The following is a 19,186-nucleotide window of genomic DNA, read 5'->3' as shown; positions in this document are numbered from 1 at the left end:
CCTGATGAATGCCGCCCCGCCAATGATGAAAAGTCCTGCCGCCATTCTTTCGAGCGCCCTTTCAGGCTGCCTCCTGCTGGCCTCATGCAGCAGCATTCCCATGCCTTCGTTTTTGCACAATCCCGCCTCTGAGGCGGTCGTCTATGCGCTCGGCCCCCGGGATGGCTTTACCTCCCCGCTGAACGGCAGCCTCAAGCCGGCGTGCCCTGCCCTGGTGTTTGAGAACGCAAACTTCCAGCTCACCTCGGCGCATCAGCAGGCCTTGACCAGTCTGGCGAAGGAGATGTCCAAGAACAAAAAGGCCCGACTGCTTGTCGCAGGCTACACGGCGCCAAACTTGCCAGCGGATCATGCCCGCTCACTCTCCGAACGTCGCTCCTTGGCGGTGCGGCAGCGCCTGATTGAGCTCGGTCTCGAAGCAGCCGGCGTGCAGACCGTGGGCTTTGGCAATGACTTCTCCCCCAGTGGCCCATCCTCGGATGTGGTGGTCATTTACCGCCAGAACTGAGGCGGTTTAGGCGAGATTCAAAAGTTGGTCAGCGCAGCTGCGAGGTCTGGACGTAAGATCATCGGATTACGCCCGTTCCTTACGACCCCCAATCATGCCCAACCGCCAAAACCTCCTCGTCGTTCTCGCCTTGGTCGCGCCGTTTGCCCTCATGTCCGCAAGCCCGGACAAGCCCTCCAAGGGCAAAAAAGACAAGGGGCCTTTCGTCGCAGGAAAACCCGCCTTCGTCCCCGACCCCACCATTCCGGTCTTCGATGCCTCGAAAGTGACGCCGGATCATCTCGAACCCAGCGCATTCAAAGTGCCCGAGGGTTTGGAAATCACCGTGTGGGCAACCTCGCCCCAGTTGTTCAATCCGGCGAACATGGACATTGATCACGCGGGCCGCATCTGGGTCACTGAAGGCGTGAACTACCGCCGCCACTCCGGCCGCAGCCGTGAAGGCGACTGCGTGCGTGTGCTGCAGGACACCGATGGCGACGGCAAATGCGACCGCAGCCACGTTTTCGTGCGCGAAAAGGAGCTCGAATGCCCGCTGGGTGTGGCCGTTTTCGACAATGTCATCTTTGTCTCCAACGCACCGAACATCATCAAGTACACGGATGTGAACCGCGATTTGAAATTCGATCCCGCCGTCGACAAACGCGAGATCTTCCTCAGCGGCTTTGAGCAACCGCAGCATGACCACAGCCTGCACAGCGTCTATGCCGGACCCGACGGCCGCCTGTACTTCAGCAATGGCAACTGCGGTGCACAGTTCAGCGACAAGAGTGGCAACACCTTCCGCATCGGTGGTGCCTACCTGAACAATACCTATACCGGAGCCAAGAGCGACGACGGTCATGTGTACGTCGGCGGCTTCACCGCCAGCATTGATGAAAACGGGCACAACGCGCGGATCCTCGGCTACAATTATAGGAACAGCTTTGAAGGCGTGCGCAACAGCTACGGGGACATGTTCCTCAACGACAACGACGATCCACCCGCCTGCCGCGTGAGCCATCTCATCGAAGGCGGCAGCTTTGGCTTCTTCTCACGCGATGGCAAACGCCAGTGGCGTGCTGACAAACGCCCCGGGCAGAGCATTCCCACCGCTGAGTGGCGGCAGGAAGATCCCGGCAGCATTCCTGCTGGTGATGTCTATGGCGGCGGCGCTCCCACCGGCATGTGCTTTTATGAAAACGGCGCGCTCGGTGAAAAATGGAACGGTCTGCTGCTAAGCTGTGAAACCGGACGCAACGTGGTGTTTGGCTACCTGCCAAAACCGGACGGTGCCGGCTTCAAGCTTGAGCGCTTCGACTTCTGCACCACCAACACCACCGGCGTGTTTAAGGGCAGCGACTTCGTGGGCGGTGCCAACAATCTCTCCGACGAACGCCACACACTTTTCCGTCCTTCGGATGTGTGCGTGGGTGCCGATGGCGCGATCTACATCAGTGACTGGTTCGACAAACGCACCGGCGGCCATCAGGACACGGATGAAACCTGCAGCGGCACGATCTACCGCATCGCTCCTAAAGGGTTCAAGCCCAAGGTTCCCAATCTCAAGCTGGACAGTGTCATCGGGCAGATCGCTGCGCTGCAATCGCCTGCAACCAATGTACGCCATGTGGCATTCACCCGCCTGAGAGCGGCCGGCGATGTGAACATTCCAGCCGTCCTCAAGTTGCGCGACCATGCGAATCCTTTCATCGCCGCGCGCGCGGTGTGGCTCTTGGCGCAGCTTGGAGAGCCGGGGCTTATTTCGGCGAGGATCTGGCTGGAATCTGAGGATGCTACGAAGCGCCTGGTGGCACTGCGTGCGATCCGCGCGGCCAGCAGTGATGTGATTGATATTCTCAGCAACCTGACGACCGATCTTTCCCCGATGGTGAGAAGTGAGGTGGCGGTGGCGCTGCGGGATGTTCCAGCGGCGCAAAGCGTGGCACTGCTGTGCAAGCTTTCGCATCACATTGATGGGGGTGACCGTTCCCTGCTCGAAGCCTGGGGCATTGGCTGCACAGGCAAGGAAGAGGCGGTATGGACCGCGCTTAAGCCCGAGGGGGCTTGGGACGATGATTTTGCGCACATCACCTGGCGGCTGCACCCGGCCGCAGCTGTGTCGGATTTGGCAAAAAGAGCAGCGAATGGCAAGCTCTCGCCGGAGCAGCGGAAGCTCGCGCTCGACACCCTCGCCTTCATCCCGGAAGCGAGCGCGGCCAAAGCCGTGCTCGAACTGGCCAAGGACAAAGAGTCCCCCATCCAGGCCGATGTCATGTGGTGGCTCATCAAACGCAGCACCGATGACTGGTCGACTTTTGGTATCGCGGAAGCCTTGAAGAAGGAGGGCATCTTTGATCCTGAAAGCGCCAAGCTGGTGACCATCGTCACACCACCCGCCATTCCCAGCAATGTGAAGCTGGATGAAGTGCTCAAGCTGCAGGGCAATGCCAAAAACGGCGCGCAGCTCGTGACGCGCTGCGTGATGTGCCATCAGATCAACGGCCAGGGGGTCGAGTTTGGTCCGAGTCTGGAAGGCTGGGGAAGAAGCCAGCCCGGAGACATCATCGCGCAGGCGCTCATTGATCCGAGCAAGGACATCGCGCACGGCTACGATGGGCAGGAAATCGTCACCAAGGACGGCGTGACCATCCATGGCATGATCCTGACCGAAGGTGACATCATGATCATTCGGAGCATGGGCGGCCAAAATCAATACGTCGCAAGGTCACGGATCAAGAGCCGCCGGAAGCTTGACCACAGCATGATGCTCAGCGCCACCCAGCTGGGTTTGAATGCCCAAGATGTGGCCGATATCGTCGCGTATTTGCGCACCGGCAAATAATCGCGATCATTGACCTGCGGATGCTGCGAAAGCCAGTCTCCCCCCAAGCCCCCCTTTTATTGAATTATGACCTTTTTTCGCCTCGGCGTCCTTGCGGCCGCCATCAGTCTCAGCAGTTGCAGTTCCACCGCGCCCGAGCCTCCTGAGTTCAAACTTTCGGCTGAAGCCCTTGGCAGCAAGTATCCAGCTATGCGTAAAACCGGCTCTGTGCGGCTGTATGCGCAGAAGATTGACACCACCAAGGACGCATGGGGCCGTGAAACCCATGTGGCCAGCGGCGGTGCCATGATGGTGAAGGACACCTCCTCCCCCATCTGGGTGCTGGCTCCCGGCATCTCCATCACTCCGGAGTTCTCCGAGGCGCTTGGCAAAGCGACGGTCAAGAAGAACGACCGACTCTACATTGGCCAGAACGACTCCGCGAAGATCCGCATCGACGGCGGTGCCATCGTTCCTGAAGGCGCTGTGACCATCAGCAAAATTGCCGATGAAGCCGCTGCCGCAGAAGCCAAGGCCAAAGCGGAAGCCAGGGCCAGGGCCAAAGAAGAGGCCAAGGCGAAAGCTGAAGAAGAAGCGAAGGCCATGGCAGAGGTACGGGCCCAAAAGGAGGCTGATGAAGCCGAAGCCAAGGCGAAAGCTGAAGCAGAGGCCAAGGCTGTGGCAGTCGCTGAAGCCAAGGCCAAGGAAGAAGCGGACGCCCAAGCGAAGGCAGAAGCCATGGCGAAGGCTAAAGCGGACAAAGCCCTGGCAGATGCTGAAGCCAAAGCCAAGAAGGAGGCCGAAGCAGAGGCCAAGGCGGCAGCCAGAGCTGAGGCTAAAGCGAAGGATAAAGCCGAAGCCATGGCCAAAGCGGAGGCCAAAGAAGCCGCTGCGGCGAAAGCCCTTGCTGACAAGGCGAAGGCCCGCGAAGAAGCCGCTGCACAGGCTGCGGCAGAGAACGCGAAAGCCAAGGCGGACGCCGACATGAAAGCAGCGGCTTACGCCAAAGCTGAAAAGGCCAAACCACAGGCCAACAGTGCCGATGAGCCCCCGGTCAAAGCCAAGACAACCTCCACTTCCCAGAAGAAGTCTTCCACTACATCCAAGCCCAAGGCCAAGGTCGCCGAGTCCTCCAAGCCCAAGGTTGCCCCGGCCAAGCCGGCACCGGCGGTGGACAGAACACGCCTGCTGCAGCTCATGAGGGAGCCGACGGAGAGGTAGACGCGCCTGCATCTGAGCAGAGACAGATGACAGGCATGAATGGTGCCCGGTTGAGGCGGGGCATCGTGTTTTTTCGAGATTAGGTTTACGAAGCTACGCGGCAGCGTCGTGGAGTGCGGTGGCAGAGATGCACGGCGCGAGCCTGCATCGGCGACACCGCTTTCGCGGGGTGAGTGTACTCTTCCGCCGGAGCCTGCCGTCCGGCTTGCGAAAGCGGCGTCGCGCCGAGGCTTGCCGCACGCACTCCAAGACGCTGTCGCGTTCGCGCAGGCTTAGCGCCAAGCGGTATTGGCACACTATGCCTTAACCAAGAGCCACTCATGCCAGGAATCTCACATGCCCATGCCTCCAAATGCAGATCACTCCTGAAGTCGGTGATTCAGGCAAGAAAGCCGTTCGCATGCATGTCAAAGAATGAAGCCTTGAGCATGCCTCAAAAGGCCCAGCGAAACGGGGCGTTGGGAATTAGTTTGGATTTCGGATAGGCGGAGATGCGCACCTGGTTGTGCGAGTTGCCGCTGAGGAGCCAGACGTTGGTGGCATCCTGCGCATGGAGGAAGCCAATGTGGCCGCTGCCGGCCTGATCCACCGTGAGGGGCTGCAATATGCAGATGGCACCATAGGTCGCGACCACCGGGCGGCCCCAGCTCCACCAGTCGGAAACTTTGGCGCTGCCGCGTGGCTGGTAGCCGGAGTTCTTCACGCACCAGTTCACAAAAGCGGCGCACCAGGCGGTTTCATCGTGCAGCAGGTTGCCGCTGATCCCGCAGCTTCGCAGATACTCAAGGATGCGCGGATTATCTGCCGCTCCCGCCCATTCTTGGACGCCGACCTCCATGATGGCGATCTGCATCCAAGGCGGCGGTGCTGCAAAATTCGTGGGCGCAGCCGCAGCGGTTTCAGGCGCTGCGTAATCCCCACCACCGTCGATGGTCACGATCTGGCCCGGAAACAGCACCTTCCATTTCCCGGAACCCCAATCCACCAGCGCGGGGTTCAGCTCTTGAAACCGATCCAGCGTCATGCCAAAAGAATTCGCGATGTGAGTGGGATTGTCGCCGGGCTGAACAATGTATTGGGCCATGGGAGGGATCATTGCCGCAGTGCGGGAGAGAGTTCAAATGGCAAAGAGATCGAGATGCGCGGAGGCAAGTGCCAGGCAGGGAATCTGCGAACTGCAGCGGGGAAGGATGGGTGCTTGCGGAGTGCTGCGGGTTCGGAGACCCGCGCTCCCAGGCGCCGTGAACTTCACTCTGACCGATTCAGGCGGCGAGGCCGTAGTGCTGGCCGATGACTTTGCCGCGGAGGCGGTCGGCTTTGGCGCCGGCCTGGTCGTGTTCGATGACGCCGTCACGGAGGCGGATGATGCGGGTGCAGCGCTGGACCATGCGTTCGTCATGGGTGACGAAGACGAGGGTCTTGCCCTGCTGATTGAGGTCGTCGAAGAGGTCGAGGATTTCCTTGCCGGACTTGGAGTCGAGATTGCCGGTGGCTTCGTCAGCGAGGATGACGAGCGGACTGTTCGACAGGGCGCGGGCGATGGCGACGCGCTGCTGCTGACCGCCGGAGAGTTCGTTGGGCTTGTGATGGAGGCGGTGCTCAAGGCCGACCTGGGTGGCAAGTCGGGTGCCGGTTTCGATCATCTCAGAGTCTTTCGCGCCGCCATAGTACATCGGCACGGAGATGTTTTCGATGACGCTGAGCTGCTGGATGAGATTGTAGCTCTGGAAGATGAAGCCGAGGTTTTTGTTCCGTGCGGCGGAGAGATCGTCATCCTCAAGATGGGCGACATTGAGACCACCCAGGAAGTAGTCGCCAGAGGTGGGCTGATCAAGACAGCCGAGGACATTGAGCAAGGTGGACTTGCCGCAGCCGGAGGGGCCCATGATGCAGACGTATTCTCCGGGATAGATGGAGAGTGAGACGCCCTGCAGCACATGCTGGGTGGTCTCCCCCATCTGGTAGCTCTTGCAGATGTCCACCAGCTTGATGATGGGATCGGTGTCCGGCATCACGGTTTGGCGATCGCCACGGCTTTTTCCTTGGGCTTGGAAGGTTTGGCTTTGGTCGGGGCGGCTTCAGGTTCGGATTTGCCCGCACCTCCCATGTCGGTTTCGGCTTTCTTCGGAAGTGCCAGGGCCACGGCTTCGCCGCCCTTCAGACCATCACGCACCTCGATGAATTCATCATTGAAGAGCCCGGTGCTGATCTCCCGGCGTTCAAGGTTGCCGTTGTTGCTGATGTAGCAGAAATGGTGATCCTGATCGACCTCAATGGACTGGACCGGGACGTAGAGCACATCGGCCAGCTGATCGACGATGATCTCGACCTTGGCGTTCATGCCGGGCTTCATCCAGGGGTGGTAGCCGTTGATGTGAATGGTGCAGGGATAAACTTTCAGGTTGGGCGTGTAACGGCTGCTGCTGGAATCTGGAAGAACGGCGAGTTCGGCAACGCGGCCGTCCAGCTCCTTGCCGGGTTCGGCATCAACGCGGACTTTGACAGGCTGGCCGATGCGCACCTTTTTGATCTGGGATTCGTGGACATTCACACGGACGCCCATCTGGCTCATGTCCGGAATGGTGAGCAAGGTCTGGCGCAGGCGGACCGTGGCTCCTTCTTCGATGCTGTTGTTGTAGTTGTAGGATGAGCTGGCGTTCAGATCGCCGTAGGCGACCAAGCCGGGCTGCGGGGCCTTGATGACGCAGGCCTTGAGCTGGAGCTCCAAGTTTTCACGCTGAGCGAGCTCCATTTCATAGCGACGCTTGGCGGTGCTGAACCGGGTCTCCGCCTGGGCCATGCGGGAGCGGTTGGCGCGGATGGTACGCTGAAGCTTGTTGAGCGCCTCACGATAGGCGGCGAGGTAGGTGGCGCACTGCTTGCTGAATTCGTACTTTTTATACAAAGCGAGCGCCGTTTCAGAGGTTTTCACTGAGAGCTGCACTTTGTCGAAGCCCACCAAGTCATTCTCCATCTGGGCGGAGGTAACGAATTTTTTCTCCGCGAGACGCTTGGAGGATTCCACCTTCTGCTTGGCGAGGGCCAGTTCCGAGCGATGCAGCAACAGATCGTCCTCGAGCTGACGCAGCTTCTGCTGGGCTTCACCATCACTCTGCGCCTTCTGCTCAAGGAAGGGAGTGAAGTTGATCATCTCGCTGACCGGAGGTGCTGCGATTGTTTTTTTGGCCACGCCGGGCTTGGCATTGGCACCGCGTTTGGCAAGGGCCGCCTCCGAAGAAACTTGGGCGTTGGCCTGAGTCTCGAGGACGTCCGCGTATTTTTCAAAAGCATCCACATCCGGGGGCAGACCTGCTGTGGTGAGAATGGCGCCAGTGACTTCGCGCCCAAGATATTTCTCAAAGTCCATGAGGGCGAAGATGGCGACCTGCTTCACGTCGCGGACCAGAGTTTGGTTTTCGCTTTTCTGGATCTCGCGGTTCTCATCGGCGTCGATGTAGTTTGAAACCGTGGTCTGGAAGTCGATCTCGTGGGTCTCGATCTTGGTTTTGAGGTCGGTGCTGTCGAGTTCGATCAAGACCTTGCCATCTTTGACATCCTCCTCGCTGATCAGATAGCCTTCAGGGATGAGGCTGAGAATTTTGGTGGGGATTTCGATTTCGCTCTTCACCTCATTGTTTTGCAAGGCGCGGATTTCCCCGCCCTGGAGCACAGTGATCTCGAGCGGGCCACGCTGCACAATGCGCGTGGGCACCTTTTCAGCTGCAGCGCCACCGCCGGACATGCTCCACCAGCCGACGACAGCGAGGACGCTGACGCCTGCGATGATGATTCCTTTGTTGGATTTTCCCTTCTTCATTCTCCTTTTGGCTTCTCCTTGTTCAATACGTCAACCCAGCCGCCGTCTTTCTCAATGAACAGCACTCCCATGTCCCGCCAGAGGCGGAGACGGACGAGCGTGTGATTGATGGTGGTGGAAACCATGAGGTTTCGCGTGGTGTTCATGTCGCGCTGGGCATCGACGAGGTTGATGGCGGTGCCGAGGCCTTCGGCGTTGAAGGCTTCTTCGACCTCCAAACGCTGCGTGCTGATCTCCATGCCCAGCTTGGCGAGTTCGTACTGCTTGCGGGCGAGCTGCAAATCACGCCAGCCGGTGCGGACATCGCTGCGGGTGTTTTCTTCAAAGAGATCGAGGGCACGTCTGGCCTGCTGCTCGGCGACGATGGATGAGCGCAGGATATTTCTCTCAGGCTTTTGATTGAGATTGAGATCGGTGTTCAGGCCCACGCTGTAGCTCTTGTTGCCGGGGACGAGCCTGAAGTCGTTGTGGTCCGGGTTGTCGAGCATGTTGTAGTTGACCAGAGCGTTGACGCTTGGCAGCGCCTGCTGCTTGGCAATAAGCACGCGCCGGCTGGTGTCCTCCACCTGGTCCCGCAGATTCCAGATGTCGAGACGATTGGTCATGGCGATGGAGATGGCCTCATCCAGCGTGCCGGGAGATTCGATGATCTGGAGGGCGTCCTTGTCCTTGTAGTCCACGACGAAACGCTCGGTGACGGGCAGTCCGAGATTGACCTTCAGATCATCCAATGCCTGCTCGTAGTCGCGGATGGCGCTGATCCATGAACGCTCAAACACGATGCGGGACTGGACGAGACGGAAGACGGAGGACTTGGTGCTGTTGGCGGCATTTTCCTTCTGCATGGCGGTCTCACGGGCCACGACAAAATCAAAGGCCTTGAAGGCGAGGTAAGCATTTCGGGCGGTCTCGCGGGACTGGATGACGCCGTAGTACTGGGCGGCGATGTCCACAGCGAAGGATTTGCGATACTGGGCAAAAGTACGAATGGCGTAGAGGACACTGCGCTCACTTTGAGTCAGCACTTCTGAGGCGGAGAGATAACCGGCACCGCTGAGCAGCGGCTGAGTCAGGGAGAAGCCGAGCTGGGAGATGCCGCTGTCTTTGCCACCGGTGAAGAACCGCACAAAATTGGTGGTCAGGTTTGTGGCCAGCAAGGCCCCTGTGCGTGTGAGTGCGGAAAATCCCAGATTTCCGGTGGTGGTGAGCGTGGAGTTGCGGACCAGATTGTTGATGCCGGTGATCGCATCGGTGCTGGCCTTGGTGGTGGAACCGCCGCCGGAAATGATGGGACCATACTGCTGCCGCACGAGGGTGAGGTTCAGCGCGGCAAGGTAGACTGTTTCCTTTTGGACCAGATAGGTACGATTGCGATGCACGGCATAGTCCAAAGCATCAGCCAGACTGATCACGCGTGCATTCTCCTCCAAGTAGGCGCGGTCCCCCAGAAACTCCTCCTTCTTCATGTTTTTGCGGAGTTCCTCCAGCCTCACCGGTGGCGGTGGGGTGATGTCTAGGAACGCCTGCCCCGAATTCGGCACCTTGCTGGCTTTTTTGCGGAGGATGCCATAGGTTTCTTTGTCAGCCCATTTCTTGTAAAATCCCGTGCTGCAGGAGCTCAATCCCAGGGCCAGCAGCGTGAGAGACGCAACGGCAGGCTGGAAGAGACGATAATTTAGCATAGGAAGTCTGACCGGCATTTGGGGTGGTTGGGCCGGGGGGGTTGGTTTTGGGGACGATGCAATACGGCTTCCCGAAGGGAGATCTATCGAATGGATGACAAAACGTCGTTGCCTCCACTCAAGCCACCGTTACTATCTCCCCCCGCATGTCCGACCTCCCGAAAGTCGCTGAAACTGAAGAACTCCTCAGGGAGACCTCTGGATCGCCCCCGACCCGGAAGACGCTCATTGAAAAATTGGACAACTGGGATGACTGGGCCAGCTGGGATGAATTTTACCGCACCTATTCGGGTTTCGTCTTCCACGTGGCACGCAAGACGGGCCTGAGTGATGACGAGGCCAATGATGTGGTGCAGGAGACCTTCATCGGCGTGGCCAAAAACCTGCAGAAGAAGAAATTCGACACCAGCCTGGGCTCATTCAAATCCTTCCTTCTCAACCAGGCGCGCTGGCGCATTCTGGACCAGTTCCGCCGGCGCAAGAAGCAGCAGAGCCGTGAGGCCAATCTGTATGCGGATGAAACCGACGAGCGCCGCACGGCGCCGATCGATCGCTGTGCGGATCCGAATGGCGTGGCGCTGGAGAAGCTTTGGGAGAAAGAGTGGCAGGACAAGGTGATGGACATCGCTCTGCGCCGGGTGCGTGCGCTGGTGTCGCCACGTCAATTCCAGATTTTCTCCTGCTACGTGATCAAAGGCTGGAGCCCTGAGCGCGTGAAGAAGGAGCTGGGCGTCAATGCGGCGCAGGTGTACCTGGCGAAACATCGGGTGGGACGCATCCTGAAGCGCGAGGCGGCGAAGCTGTCTGAGGCGGAGCAGTAGGGCTGCCTCAAATGCCGTGCGCCGTGTCTGGATCACTGCCATTGTATAATGAAGTGCGATGCGACGCGGTCATGAATTTGGTTCGCTTACTCAACGGACTGATGCCGATACTCCGGCCTGCTATCGAGCTTCGTGAAAGCGCCGGCCCTTCTCTCGCGTAGCGGTATGCATGCGCCGCACTCTCGCCCTTCTTTTATTCGCCGTCTCATCTCTGCATGCAGCGGATCCAGCCCCGCTGTTTATCGAAGGCTATGCCGGGCAGCGGAGCATCGCGCAGGGAGAGGAAATCCCGATCCATGTGAGTACGACGGCGGCGAAGTATGAGATCGAGGTGGCGCGTCTGGGGGCCACGAGGGAGGTCGTGTGGAAGAAATCGGATGTGCCAGGGGCGGCGTATCCGGTGCCGGAGGATGCGTCTGCGAATGGCTGCCGCTGGCCGGAGAGTGTGCGCGTGCCGAGCGGTGCGGCATGGAAAAGCGGCTACTACGAGGTGGTGCTCCGTGCTGCTGATGCGGGCGGCAAATGGACGCATCGTGGCAAACGCACCGCGGAGAGCAGCACGTGGTTTATTGTGCGGCAGGCCCAACCGGGCACGACCTCGAAGATCCTGCTGCAGCTTTGCACGAACACGTACAATGCGTACAACAACTGGGGCGGATTTTCTGTGTATGCCTACAACAGCCTTTCGAACAATCAGGGGCATCGGGTGAGCTTCGAGCGGCCCGGTCCTTCGCAGTTTGCGCGATGGGAGCTGCCCTTTGTGCAGTGGGCGGAGAAAAATGGTTACGCGCTGGAATTCGCTGCAAATGATGATCTGGAATTTCGCCCGGAGATGCTGACGAGTTACAAGCTGGTGCTGAGCGTGGGCCATGATGAGTACTGGAGCACGCCGATGCGCGACAACTTGGAAGCGTGGATCGGCAAAGGAGGCAATGTGGCCTTCTTCAGCGGGAACACCTGCTGCTGGCAGGTCCGTGCCGAGGACAACGGCCGGGCCTTCACCTGCTGCAAACAGAACTACCATCTGGACCCGGTCTTCGCGACGCGTGACTTCAAAACGCTGAGCACGGCATGGAGCCATCATCTGCTGAAGCGTCCTGAGAACGAACTGACGGGGGTCGGCTTTCTGTGGGGTGGCTATCGCAAAAGCCATGGGCAGTTCATGACTGATCCGGCGGAGTATGAGGTGCACCGCCCCGACCACTGGGTGCTGGCGGGCACGGGCCTGAAGCGTGGCGACAAGTTCGGCGGCAAGGACACCATCGTGGGCTACGAATGCGATGGCTGTGAGCTGAGCTGGAAAGACGGCCTGCCATTTCCGACTTTCAAGGATGGGACGCCGAAGACCTTTGAAGTCCTGGCCACGTGCCCGGTGCGCTGGCACCCCGATGATGCGGAATGGTATGAGCAGTGGGAAAAGGGACGCACGGGCGCGGCCTGCCTGGGACTCTACACGCGTGGAGGCACGGTCTTCACCGCTGCCACCACCGACTGGGCGCACGGCCTGCAGGGTGGTGATGCCGCGGTGATACGCATCACGCAGAATGTGCTGGAACGACTGGCAAAATGAGGTGGCGAGGGTGGCGGTGTGAGAGCATCTTCCGCCCAGAATCACGCAAGATGTGTGAAGCCACTTCAGCGAGATGGAATACGCTTAATCAGTCATGAATCCTCAAACGCCACCGCACGCCGCAGAGCTCTCCATTCACCAAACTCTGAAGAGAGTGGAAGACTGTGTACGACGGGAACCGACGAAAGCGGTGGTGGTGGCACTGGGCACGGGCCTGATACTCAACCTGCTGCCCTCACGTGTGCTGGCCAGAGCGACGGCGAGCATCGCGACGCGGCTGCTGCCGCCGGTCCTCCTGGGATTGGGCGTGCTGAAAGCCTTTGAGATTTGCTGTGAAAAGGATGTCGCCAAGACGCCGCAAGACCCTTGACATCAAGTCAGCCTTGCTCTCACAACAAGGGGTCGGCGTCTGCCCAGATCAGCAGCACTTCTTCAGGATCATCCTCCAGATTGTCCCAGTGCAGACTGCCGTCCGGCCTCACACAGGGTGGCAGATCATGGGGGTAGTACATCGACTTCACTCCTGAGAACTGCGCGCTGCCGAGGTGGCCACCTAGCACGACGCTCGGCTTCACGAGAAGCCGCAGGCACATGCAACTGCCTCTCCATGGACAGTCCAGAGAGCATTCCAAGCTGGTGGCGTGCTTGTTCATGGTTGTGTGCACCTTGAGCTAGTGGGCAACTGCGTGCTGTGTCCATGCGCAATACCCCTTCATCAAGCCTACTGGATTCCAGTATGATGCGGCGCAGACTAGAGGCAGGAACAGAGATTGTGTCATTGCAAATTTCGTGGCTGCGCCTGACAGGTGGTGCGCATGGACATTCACCTGCTCACGATTGACGCCGCACTGGCGCAGGTCAGTTCAAACCGAGATGGCCTGACTTCTACTGAGGCTGCGGAAAGGCTGGCGCGGGACAAAGCCGGAGTGCACAAATCCAGTGGTGGCGCGTGGCGGCTGCTGCTGAATCAGTTCCGCAGCCCGCTGGTGATTTTGCTGCTGGTGGCCATGGTGATCTCTTCCTTCCTTGGCGACAAGATGGACGTGGTGATCGTCTCGACGGTGGTGCTGATGAGCACGCTGCTCGGATTTTGGCAGGAATACCGTGCCGCGAATGCAGTGGCGGCGCTGCTGGCGGTGATCCAGGCGAAGGCCACCGTGCTGCGTGATGGCAGGACGATGGATCTGCCGGCCGATCAGATTGTCTCAGGGGATGTGGTGATGCTGAGTGCGGGCGACACCATTCCGGGCGACGGGCTGCTGATTGAATCCAAGGATTTGTTTGTCGATGAATCCGCACTGACGGGTGAAAGCTATCCTGCGGAGAAGAAGGTGGGTGCGGTGGCTGAAAACGCCAGGCAGAGCGAACGCTTCAACGCGGTGTTTGAAGGTACGCATGTGGTGAGCGGCACGGCGCGTGTGCTGGTGGTGCACACTGGCGCGGAGACGGAGTTTGGCGCCATCTCCGAACGACTGCGACTGCGCGCGCCGGAGACGGATTTTGAGCGCGGACTGCGCCGCTTTGGCGAGATGCTGATCAAGGTGACGCTCGTTTTCGTCATCGCAATTTTTGGCATCAACGTGTTCTTCCACCGCCCCGTACTGGAGTCCTTTTTGTTTGCGCTGGCACTGGCTGTGGGCATGACGCCGGAGCTGCTGCCAGCCATCGTGAGCATCACGCTGGCGCGCGGCGCGAAACGCATGGCGGAGGATCAGGTCATCGTGCGCAGGCTCTCCGCGATTGAAAACTTTGGCAGCATGAACGTGCTCTGCTCTGACAAGACAGGAACGCTGACTGAAGGGCGCGTCAAGCTGCTGGGGGCGTATGATGCGCAGGGCAGCGCCAGCGATCTGGTGCGACTGCAGGCCGTGCTGAACGCCACGTTTGAAAGCGGCTTTACGAATCCGATCGATGCGGCGCTGCGTGCGGAAGCCGGTCTCGATTTGAGTGCCTTCAGCAAGTCTGATGAAGTGCCCTATGACTTCATCCGCAAGCGGCTCAGCGTTGTGGTGGAGCACGCAGATGTGGCACGACGCCATGTCATGATCACCAAGGGGGCCTTTGCCAATGTGCTGGCGGTTTGCACCCAGGTGTCCACGTCGAAGGGAGATCAACCGATGGCGGAGTTTCATGCCGAGCTGCTGCAGCGATTTGCTGACTACAGCAACGCCGGCCATCGAGTGCTGGGAGTGGCCAACCGGGATGTGACCGACGATCCCGTGATCAACAAGGATGACGAGCAGGACATGACTTTCACGGGGTTCCTGCTGTTTGATGATCCGCCGAAGGCCGGTGCGGCTGAGGCGATTCAGGAACTGCGGCAGCTGGGGGTGGACTTCAAGGTGATCACGGGAGACAACCGCCTCATGGCCCAGCGTCTGGGCACGCAGATGGGGATTGCGAGACCGGAGGTGCTCACGGGTGAAGAGCTGCACCAGATGAACGACGCCGCGCTGATCAATCGCGTGAGCGAGGTGGACATCTTTGCGGAAACGGAGCCGAACCAGAAGGAGCGAATCCTGATCGCGCTGCGCAAGGCCGGGCATGTGGTGGGTTATCTGGGTGATGGGATCAATGACGCCTCCGCGCTGCATGCGGCGGACGTGGGCATCTCGGTGGAGGGAGCGGTGGATGTGGCCAAGGAGGCGGCGGACATCGTGCTGCTGCGGCATGATCTGGGGGTGCTCGCACGAGGTGTGCGCAATGGTCGCATCACGTTTGCGAACACGCTGAAGTACATCTTCATCACCACCAGCGCGAATTTTGGAAACATGTTCAGCATGGCGGGGGCATCTCTGTTCCTGCCGTTTTTACCGTTGCTGCCGAAGCAGATTTTGCTCAACAACTTCCTCTCCGACCTGCCTGCGCTGACCATTGCGACGGACAACGTGGATCCCGAGCAGGTGTTGAAGCCACGGCGCTGGGATCAGAAGTTCATCCGGCGTTTCATGGTGGCCTTCGGCCTCGTGAGCTCGGTGTTTGACTACCTCACCTTCGGGGCGCTGCTGGTGATGCTGCGCGCCAGCGAGGCGCAGTTTCAAACGGGGTGGTTCATCGAATCACTCATGACGGAACTGTTCATCGTCATGGTCATCCGTACGCATCGCTCGATCTTCCAGAGCAAACCCGGCCGCATCCTCGCCATCGCCACGCTCGTCGTCGCCGGCAGCACCATCGTGCTGCCTTACACCGCTCTTGGCGCCATGTTTGGCCTTGTTCCCCTGCCCTGGTATTTCATGGCCACGCTTGTGATCATCACCATGCTTTATTTGCTGACCAGCGAGGTGGTGAAGCGGGTGATGTTCGCAAAGCTGGAGCAGGCGGCAGCGCCTCGTTAAGCGCGGCGATTTCGCAGGAGACGACGTGAGCAGATCAGGCCGGGAATCATGGGCAGCCAGAAGCTGAGGCCGCGGAACAGCAGCGTGGCTGACAGGCCGACGGAGAGCGGCATGCCAATGCTTTTCAAGGCCATGACGGAGGCTGTTTCAAAGGTGCCTAGGCCTCCTGGAATGATGCCGATGGTGCGGAACAAGTTTGAAACCATAAAGCTGGCAAACACGCCACCGAGGGATGACGTCACGCCGAGAGCGCGCGCCGCAACCCAGATCGTTGCGGCATCCAGCACAAAGATGAGCGCATGCATGACGAAGGCGAGGAGCAGCACGCGGTGGTTTTTAAATGAGCCGGCGGGTGCATGCTCCACCCACTGCAGCAATCGAGTCAGTTTGGTGAAACGCTGGAGTCTGGTTTTTACCCAGTTCAAGCCCCCGCTGGGCAGGTAAATCAGAAACGCGACAACTCCAAGTTCCACCAGTAGAAAGACCAGCATGGCGGCGTTCACCCAGCCGGGCAGGTAGGCGTGGTAGAGGGTCACTCCCAGAGCCACGGCCATGCAGGAGGCATAGGCGAGGTGATACAGCGCCACGTCCACCAACACCGCAGACGCGACCACGGCACGTGGCATGCCCAAACGTGAGAGGGCACCGGACACCACCGCCACGCCGCTGATGCCGCCGGAGGGCAGCGCCTGATCCACAAAGAGCATGGCCAGACTCAGCTCAAAAGATTTGCCCAATGAAAGCGCCTGCCCACCCGTGCTCACCACCACGCGCCAGACGATGCCCTGTAGTATGTAAGTGCCCGATTGCAGCAGCAGAGCCAGGACGAGCCAGGACACATTGATCTGGTTTAACAAACGCAGAAACTCCTCCTCTTCGGTCAAGTGCGTCACGACCAAAATCAAGGCCCCGCAGGCGGCTGCCCCCACCAGCCAGATCAACCACGGTCTGGATGATGCCGCCACTTCAGGCACCTGCAGTAGCGAATCATCCGATGCGTCTGGGCTCTTCAGTTCTGGCATGTTCTTTAGTTGGAAGCGCCAGTCTTTGCCGTCAATCGCGAAACCTGCCGTCAATGCGCAGCGCTGTGGTCCAAGGACAGCATGACATAGACCGCATACACAGCCAGCAGGAGGAAGCCGCGGAAGCGGCCGATGTAGCCGCCAGGGCCGGGAATGATCAGCAGGGTGGTCAGCGCACCAAAGAGCAGGCTTGGCATGATCTCAGGCAGGTTCACCTTGTAGGGGTGGATGAGTGCGGCAACAGAGGCGATGAACATCACATTGAAGATGTTGCTGCCCAGTATATTGCCCAGGCCCACATCATGATGGCCGCGCATGCGGGCAATGAGCGTGGTGGCAAGTTCTGGAGTGCTGGTGGCCATCGCGACGATGACCGCCCCCACGATGAAAGGACTCCAGCCCAGTACCGCAGCAATCTTTGTGCCGCCATGCACGACGAACTGGGCCGAACCAATCAACAAAATCAGGCCAACAAGGATGCAGCCCATCATCCGAGCCAATGGCACTTTTTGCACTGGGGCTGCCTGCGCCGCCGCATGGGTGCGGGCATGGGAGATTACCACCAGGAGCCAGACGAAGAAGATGCCCATCATGATCATGGCATCCGAGCGGGAGAACCAGCCGTCCATGAGCAAGGCGTACACAATGCCCGGCACCAGCAGGGAGACGAACCAGTCCCGCAGCACACCGCTGTCCTCCGCCTTCATGCCGGAGAAGGACAGAACCAGACCGAGCACAAGGGAGACATTGACGACATTGCTGCCCAAAACATCGCCGAGGGAAATCTGCGGCACACCATCGCGCGCAGCATGAATGGCGACCATGAGCTCCGGGGAGGATGTCCCGAATGCAGCGACAGTGACGCCAATGACTGCCGTGGGCCAGCGAGCCCAAGCGGCCAGCCCCACGCCGCCTTTCACAAAGAGTTCACCGCCAAACCAAGCGAGCACGACACCGGCGATGAGATACAAAATGGCTATAGTCATAAACGTGAGGGGATGTGCGGCATCCCTCGTCAAAGGCGCATGCAGTGGCAAGTGCGATCGGCGTGTGTTTTTGGAATGGACAAGCAATACTACACAATGCTGAAGCGGTGCCAACCTTATGGTCACTTCCCCTGCCCCACTGCCGGCAAGACGCGACCGGTGATCTGCTGGCTGAGGAGCTGATACGCCTGCGACTGCCAATGGAAATTGTCGCCAGAGGCGAGATCAAGGTGCGCGGCAAGCAAAGCATAAGCATCGATTACTTCGACATTTTCCTGCTTCATCACCTGGGCGGAAAGCGTGTTGAGGCGCAGCACCACGTCATTCTTGTCGCCAAAGGCGGTGACGGGTTTATCGGGCGCAGGACGTGCTGCCGTATGCGGCGTGGTCATGAGGTAGAAGATTTTTGCCTGCGGTGCGCCGGTCTTGAAGCAGCGCGTCAGTTTCTGCATCCGCTCCAGCACGAGAGTGTCGGGGACTTTGTCCGGTGTCCAGCCCAGGGAATGCAGGCCGTTGTTGAAGACCACCGCGTCAAACTTGAACCGTCCGGCCATCTCTGTCAGCGCCTGCTCGGGCACGTCACCACCCACGAAGTGGACGCAGTGAAACACATAGACGTGCTGCTTGAGCATCTCGGCAATGAAAGGGCCGCTGTAGCCTCCCGAGATGGAGTCGCCGTAGATCAGCACTTTGGGCCACTCCGGATGTTCGATCTTCGGAACGTCCAGCGCCCAGCCTTTCCCGGCCACGGCACCACGTGGAAACGCGCCAGTGGTCTCCTTCTTCGAAACGTAGCTGTAGGCGGGTCCGAAGACCTTCACGGCATGCACCGTCACCGGCATGGTTTTGGCCTTCGCGTTGTCGTTGCGACCGATCCACATGGGTTCGCCATTTGGGATGAGCTCCATGAAGCATTTTTTGATGGGAGCGTCATCGATGTAGAAGGTGGCCAGGCCGTTGCGCATGGCCATGGTGAATGTGACGGGCTTGTTGATCTCCGGCTCATTACGGCCGTTGAGCGTGCCGCCGACCATGAGGATCTTGTTCACGACCGAGTTCACCTGTCGCGCATAATAGGGCTTGTCCTTGTAGTTGAAGAACATGGCGAAGCCGTCGTCCTTCACTCCGCTCTGCTTGTTCATCAAGGTGAAGACGGCGTCCTGGACCAGGGCATCGAGCGAAAGGGTGACCTGCACGGTGAAGTTCCGCTGATCTGGAAAAGCATCCGCCGGCACGGCGAAGGATGCGCCATCGCGCAGTTTCACCACGCCGTCTGCTTTTTCCACCGCGCCTGACTGCTGCGCCGCAGGGATGTCGTTTTTGGACAGATCCCAGAGGGCGGGTTCATCGGCGGCGGATGCTGCGCCCGTGAATGAGAGCAGCAGGACGGTGAGAAGTGTGCGTGTGTGGATCATGAG

Annotated in this window: 15 protein-coding genes; 7 read left to right on the top strand and 8 right to left on the bottom strand. The window is 59.4% G+C overall.

The window, feature by feature from the left end:
- Nucleotides 1-4: 4 nt before the first annotated feature.
- The 3 genes from AC3RLQ_RS00750 (at nt 5) to AC3RLQ_RS00740 (ending at nt 4,532) form a co-directional block, all read left to right on the top strand.
- Complete coding sequence (locus tag AC3RLQ_RS00750) at nt 5-508, top strand: OmpA family protein (protein WP_493033411.1); 504 nt, start codon at nt 5-7, stop codon at nt 506-508.
- A gap of 94 nt (nt 509-602) precedes the next feature.
- Nucleotides 603-3,332 (top strand): PVC-type heme-binding CxxCH protein, encoded by a 2,730-nt coding sequence (locus AC3RLQ_RS00745; RefSeq protein WP_493033409.1) that lies wholly within the window; start codon nt 603-605, stop codon nt 3,330-3,332.
- A gap of 66 nt (nt 3,333-3,398) precedes the next feature.
- Complete coding sequence (locus tag AC3RLQ_RS00740) at nt 3,399-4,532, top strand: hypothetical protein (RefSeq protein ID WP_493033407.1); 1,134 nt, start codon at nt 3,399-3,401, stop codon at nt 4,530-4,532.
- Nucleotides 4,533-4,965: 433 nt separating this feature from the next.
- Here AC3RLQ_RS00740 and AC3RLQ_RS00735 read toward each other — a convergent pair whose 3' ends face one another.
- The 4 genes from AC3RLQ_RS00735 to AC3RLQ_RS00720 all read right to left on the bottom strand — a co-directional run bounded on the left by AC3RLQ_RS00735 (nt 4,966) and on the right by AC3RLQ_RS00720 (nt 10,031).
- Nucleotides 4,966-5,616, bottom strand: a complete 651-nt coding sequence (locus AC3RLQ_RS00735) for a C40 family peptidase (protein ID WP_422318613.1) — start codon at nt 5,614-5,616, stop codon at nt 4,966-4,968.
- A gap of 178 nt (nt 5,617-5,794) precedes the next feature.
- Nucleotides 5,795-6,544, bottom strand: coding sequence for an ABC transporter ATP-binding protein (locus AC3RLQ_RS00730; protein ID WP_493033405.1), 750 nt, complete (start codon nt 6,542-6,544; stop codon nt 5,795-5,797).
- Nucleotides 6,544-8,349: a hypothetical protein gene (locus AC3RLQ_RS00725; protein ID WP_493033403.1), complete on the bottom strand. Its 1,806-nt coding sequence runs from the start codon at nt 8,347-8,349 to the stop codon at nt 6,544-6,546. Before AC3RLQ_RS00725 ends, AC3RLQ_RS00730 begins: the two co-directional genes overlap by 1 nt.
- On the bottom strand, nt 8,346-10,031 hold the full coding sequence (locus tag AC3RLQ_RS00720) for a TolC family protein (protein ID WP_493033401.1): 1,686 nt from the start codon (nt 10,029-10,031) through the stop codon (nt 8,346-8,348). The genes AC3RLQ_RS00725 and AC3RLQ_RS00720 overlap by 4 nt, the downstream gene beginning before the upstream one ends.
- A 146-nt stretch (nt 10,032-10,177) precedes the next feature.
- Here AC3RLQ_RS00720 and AC3RLQ_RS00715 point away from each other — a divergent pair, with 146 nt between their 5' ends.
- The 3 genes from AC3RLQ_RS00715 (at nt 10,178) to AC3RLQ_RS00705 (ending at nt 12,792) form a co-directional block, all read left to right on the top strand.
- Nucleotides 10,178-10,852 (top strand): sigma-70 family RNA polymerase sigma factor, encoded by a 675-nt coding sequence (locus AC3RLQ_RS00715; RefSeq protein ID WP_422318621.1) that lies wholly within the window; start codon nt 10,178-10,180, stop codon nt 10,850-10,852.
- A 169-nt stretch (nt 10,853-11,021) separates the two neighbouring features.
- Complete coding sequence (locus AC3RLQ_RS00710) at nt 11,022-12,422, top strand: N,N-dimethylformamidase beta subunit family domain-containing protein (RefSeq protein WP_493033399.1); 1,401 nt, start codon at nt 11,022-11,024, stop codon at nt 12,420-12,422.
- Nucleotides 12,423-12,516: 94 nt separating this feature from the next.
- Complete coding sequence (locus AC3RLQ_RS00705; RefSeq protein WP_493033397.1) at nt 12,517-12,792, top strand: hypothetical protein; 276 nt, start codon at nt 12,517-12,519, stop codon at nt 12,790-12,792.
- A gap of 19 nt (nt 12,793-12,811) precedes the next feature.
- On the opposite strand, the gene AC3RLQ_RS00700 is transcribed toward AC3RLQ_RS00705, so the two are convergent.
- A complete protein-coding gene (locus tag AC3RLQ_RS00700) occupies nt 12,812-13,075 on the bottom strand; it encodes a hypothetical protein (RefSeq protein ID WP_493033395.1) in 264 nt (87 codons plus the stop codon).
- Nucleotides 13,076-13,237: 162 nt separating this feature from the next.
- Here AC3RLQ_RS00700 and mgtA point away from each other — a divergent pair, with 162 nt between their 5' ends.
- A complete protein-coding gene (gene mgtA, locus AC3RLQ_RS00695) occupies nt 13,238-15,760 on the top strand; it encodes a magnesium-translocating P-type ATPase (protein ID WP_493033393.1) in 2,523 nt (840 codons plus the stop codon).
- On the opposite strand, the gene AC3RLQ_RS00690 is transcribed toward mgtA, so the two are convergent.
- The 3 genes from AC3RLQ_RS00690 to AC3RLQ_RS00680 form a co-directional block, all read right to left on the bottom strand.
- Nucleotides 15,757-16,782 (bottom strand): lysylphosphatidylglycerol synthase transmembrane domain-containing protein, encoded by a 1,026-nt coding sequence (locus AC3RLQ_RS00690; protein WP_493033391.1) that lies wholly within the window; start codon nt 16,780-16,782, stop codon nt 15,757-15,759. The two genes, mgtA and AC3RLQ_RS00690, sit on opposite strands and share 4 nt — an antisense overlap.
- A gap of 50 nt (nt 16,783-16,832) precedes the next feature.
- Complete coding sequence (locus AC3RLQ_RS00685) at nt 16,833-17,768, bottom strand: sodium:calcium antiporter (RefSeq protein ID WP_493033389.1); 936 nt, start codon at nt 17,766-17,768, stop codon at nt 16,833-16,835.
- A gap of 122 nt (nt 17,769-17,890) precedes the next feature.
- Nucleotides 17,891-19,183, bottom strand: coding sequence for an SGNH/GDSL hydrolase family protein (locus AC3RLQ_RS00680; RefSeq protein WP_493033387.1), 1,293 nt, complete (start codon nt 19,181-19,183; stop codon nt 17,891-17,893).
- Nucleotides 19,184-19,186 lie beyond the last annotated feature (3 nt).

Source organism: Prosthecobacter sp. GW821-HT29F12 (genome assembly GCF_058803405.1).
This window is presented reverse-complemented; position numbering and strand designations above follow the sequence as displayed.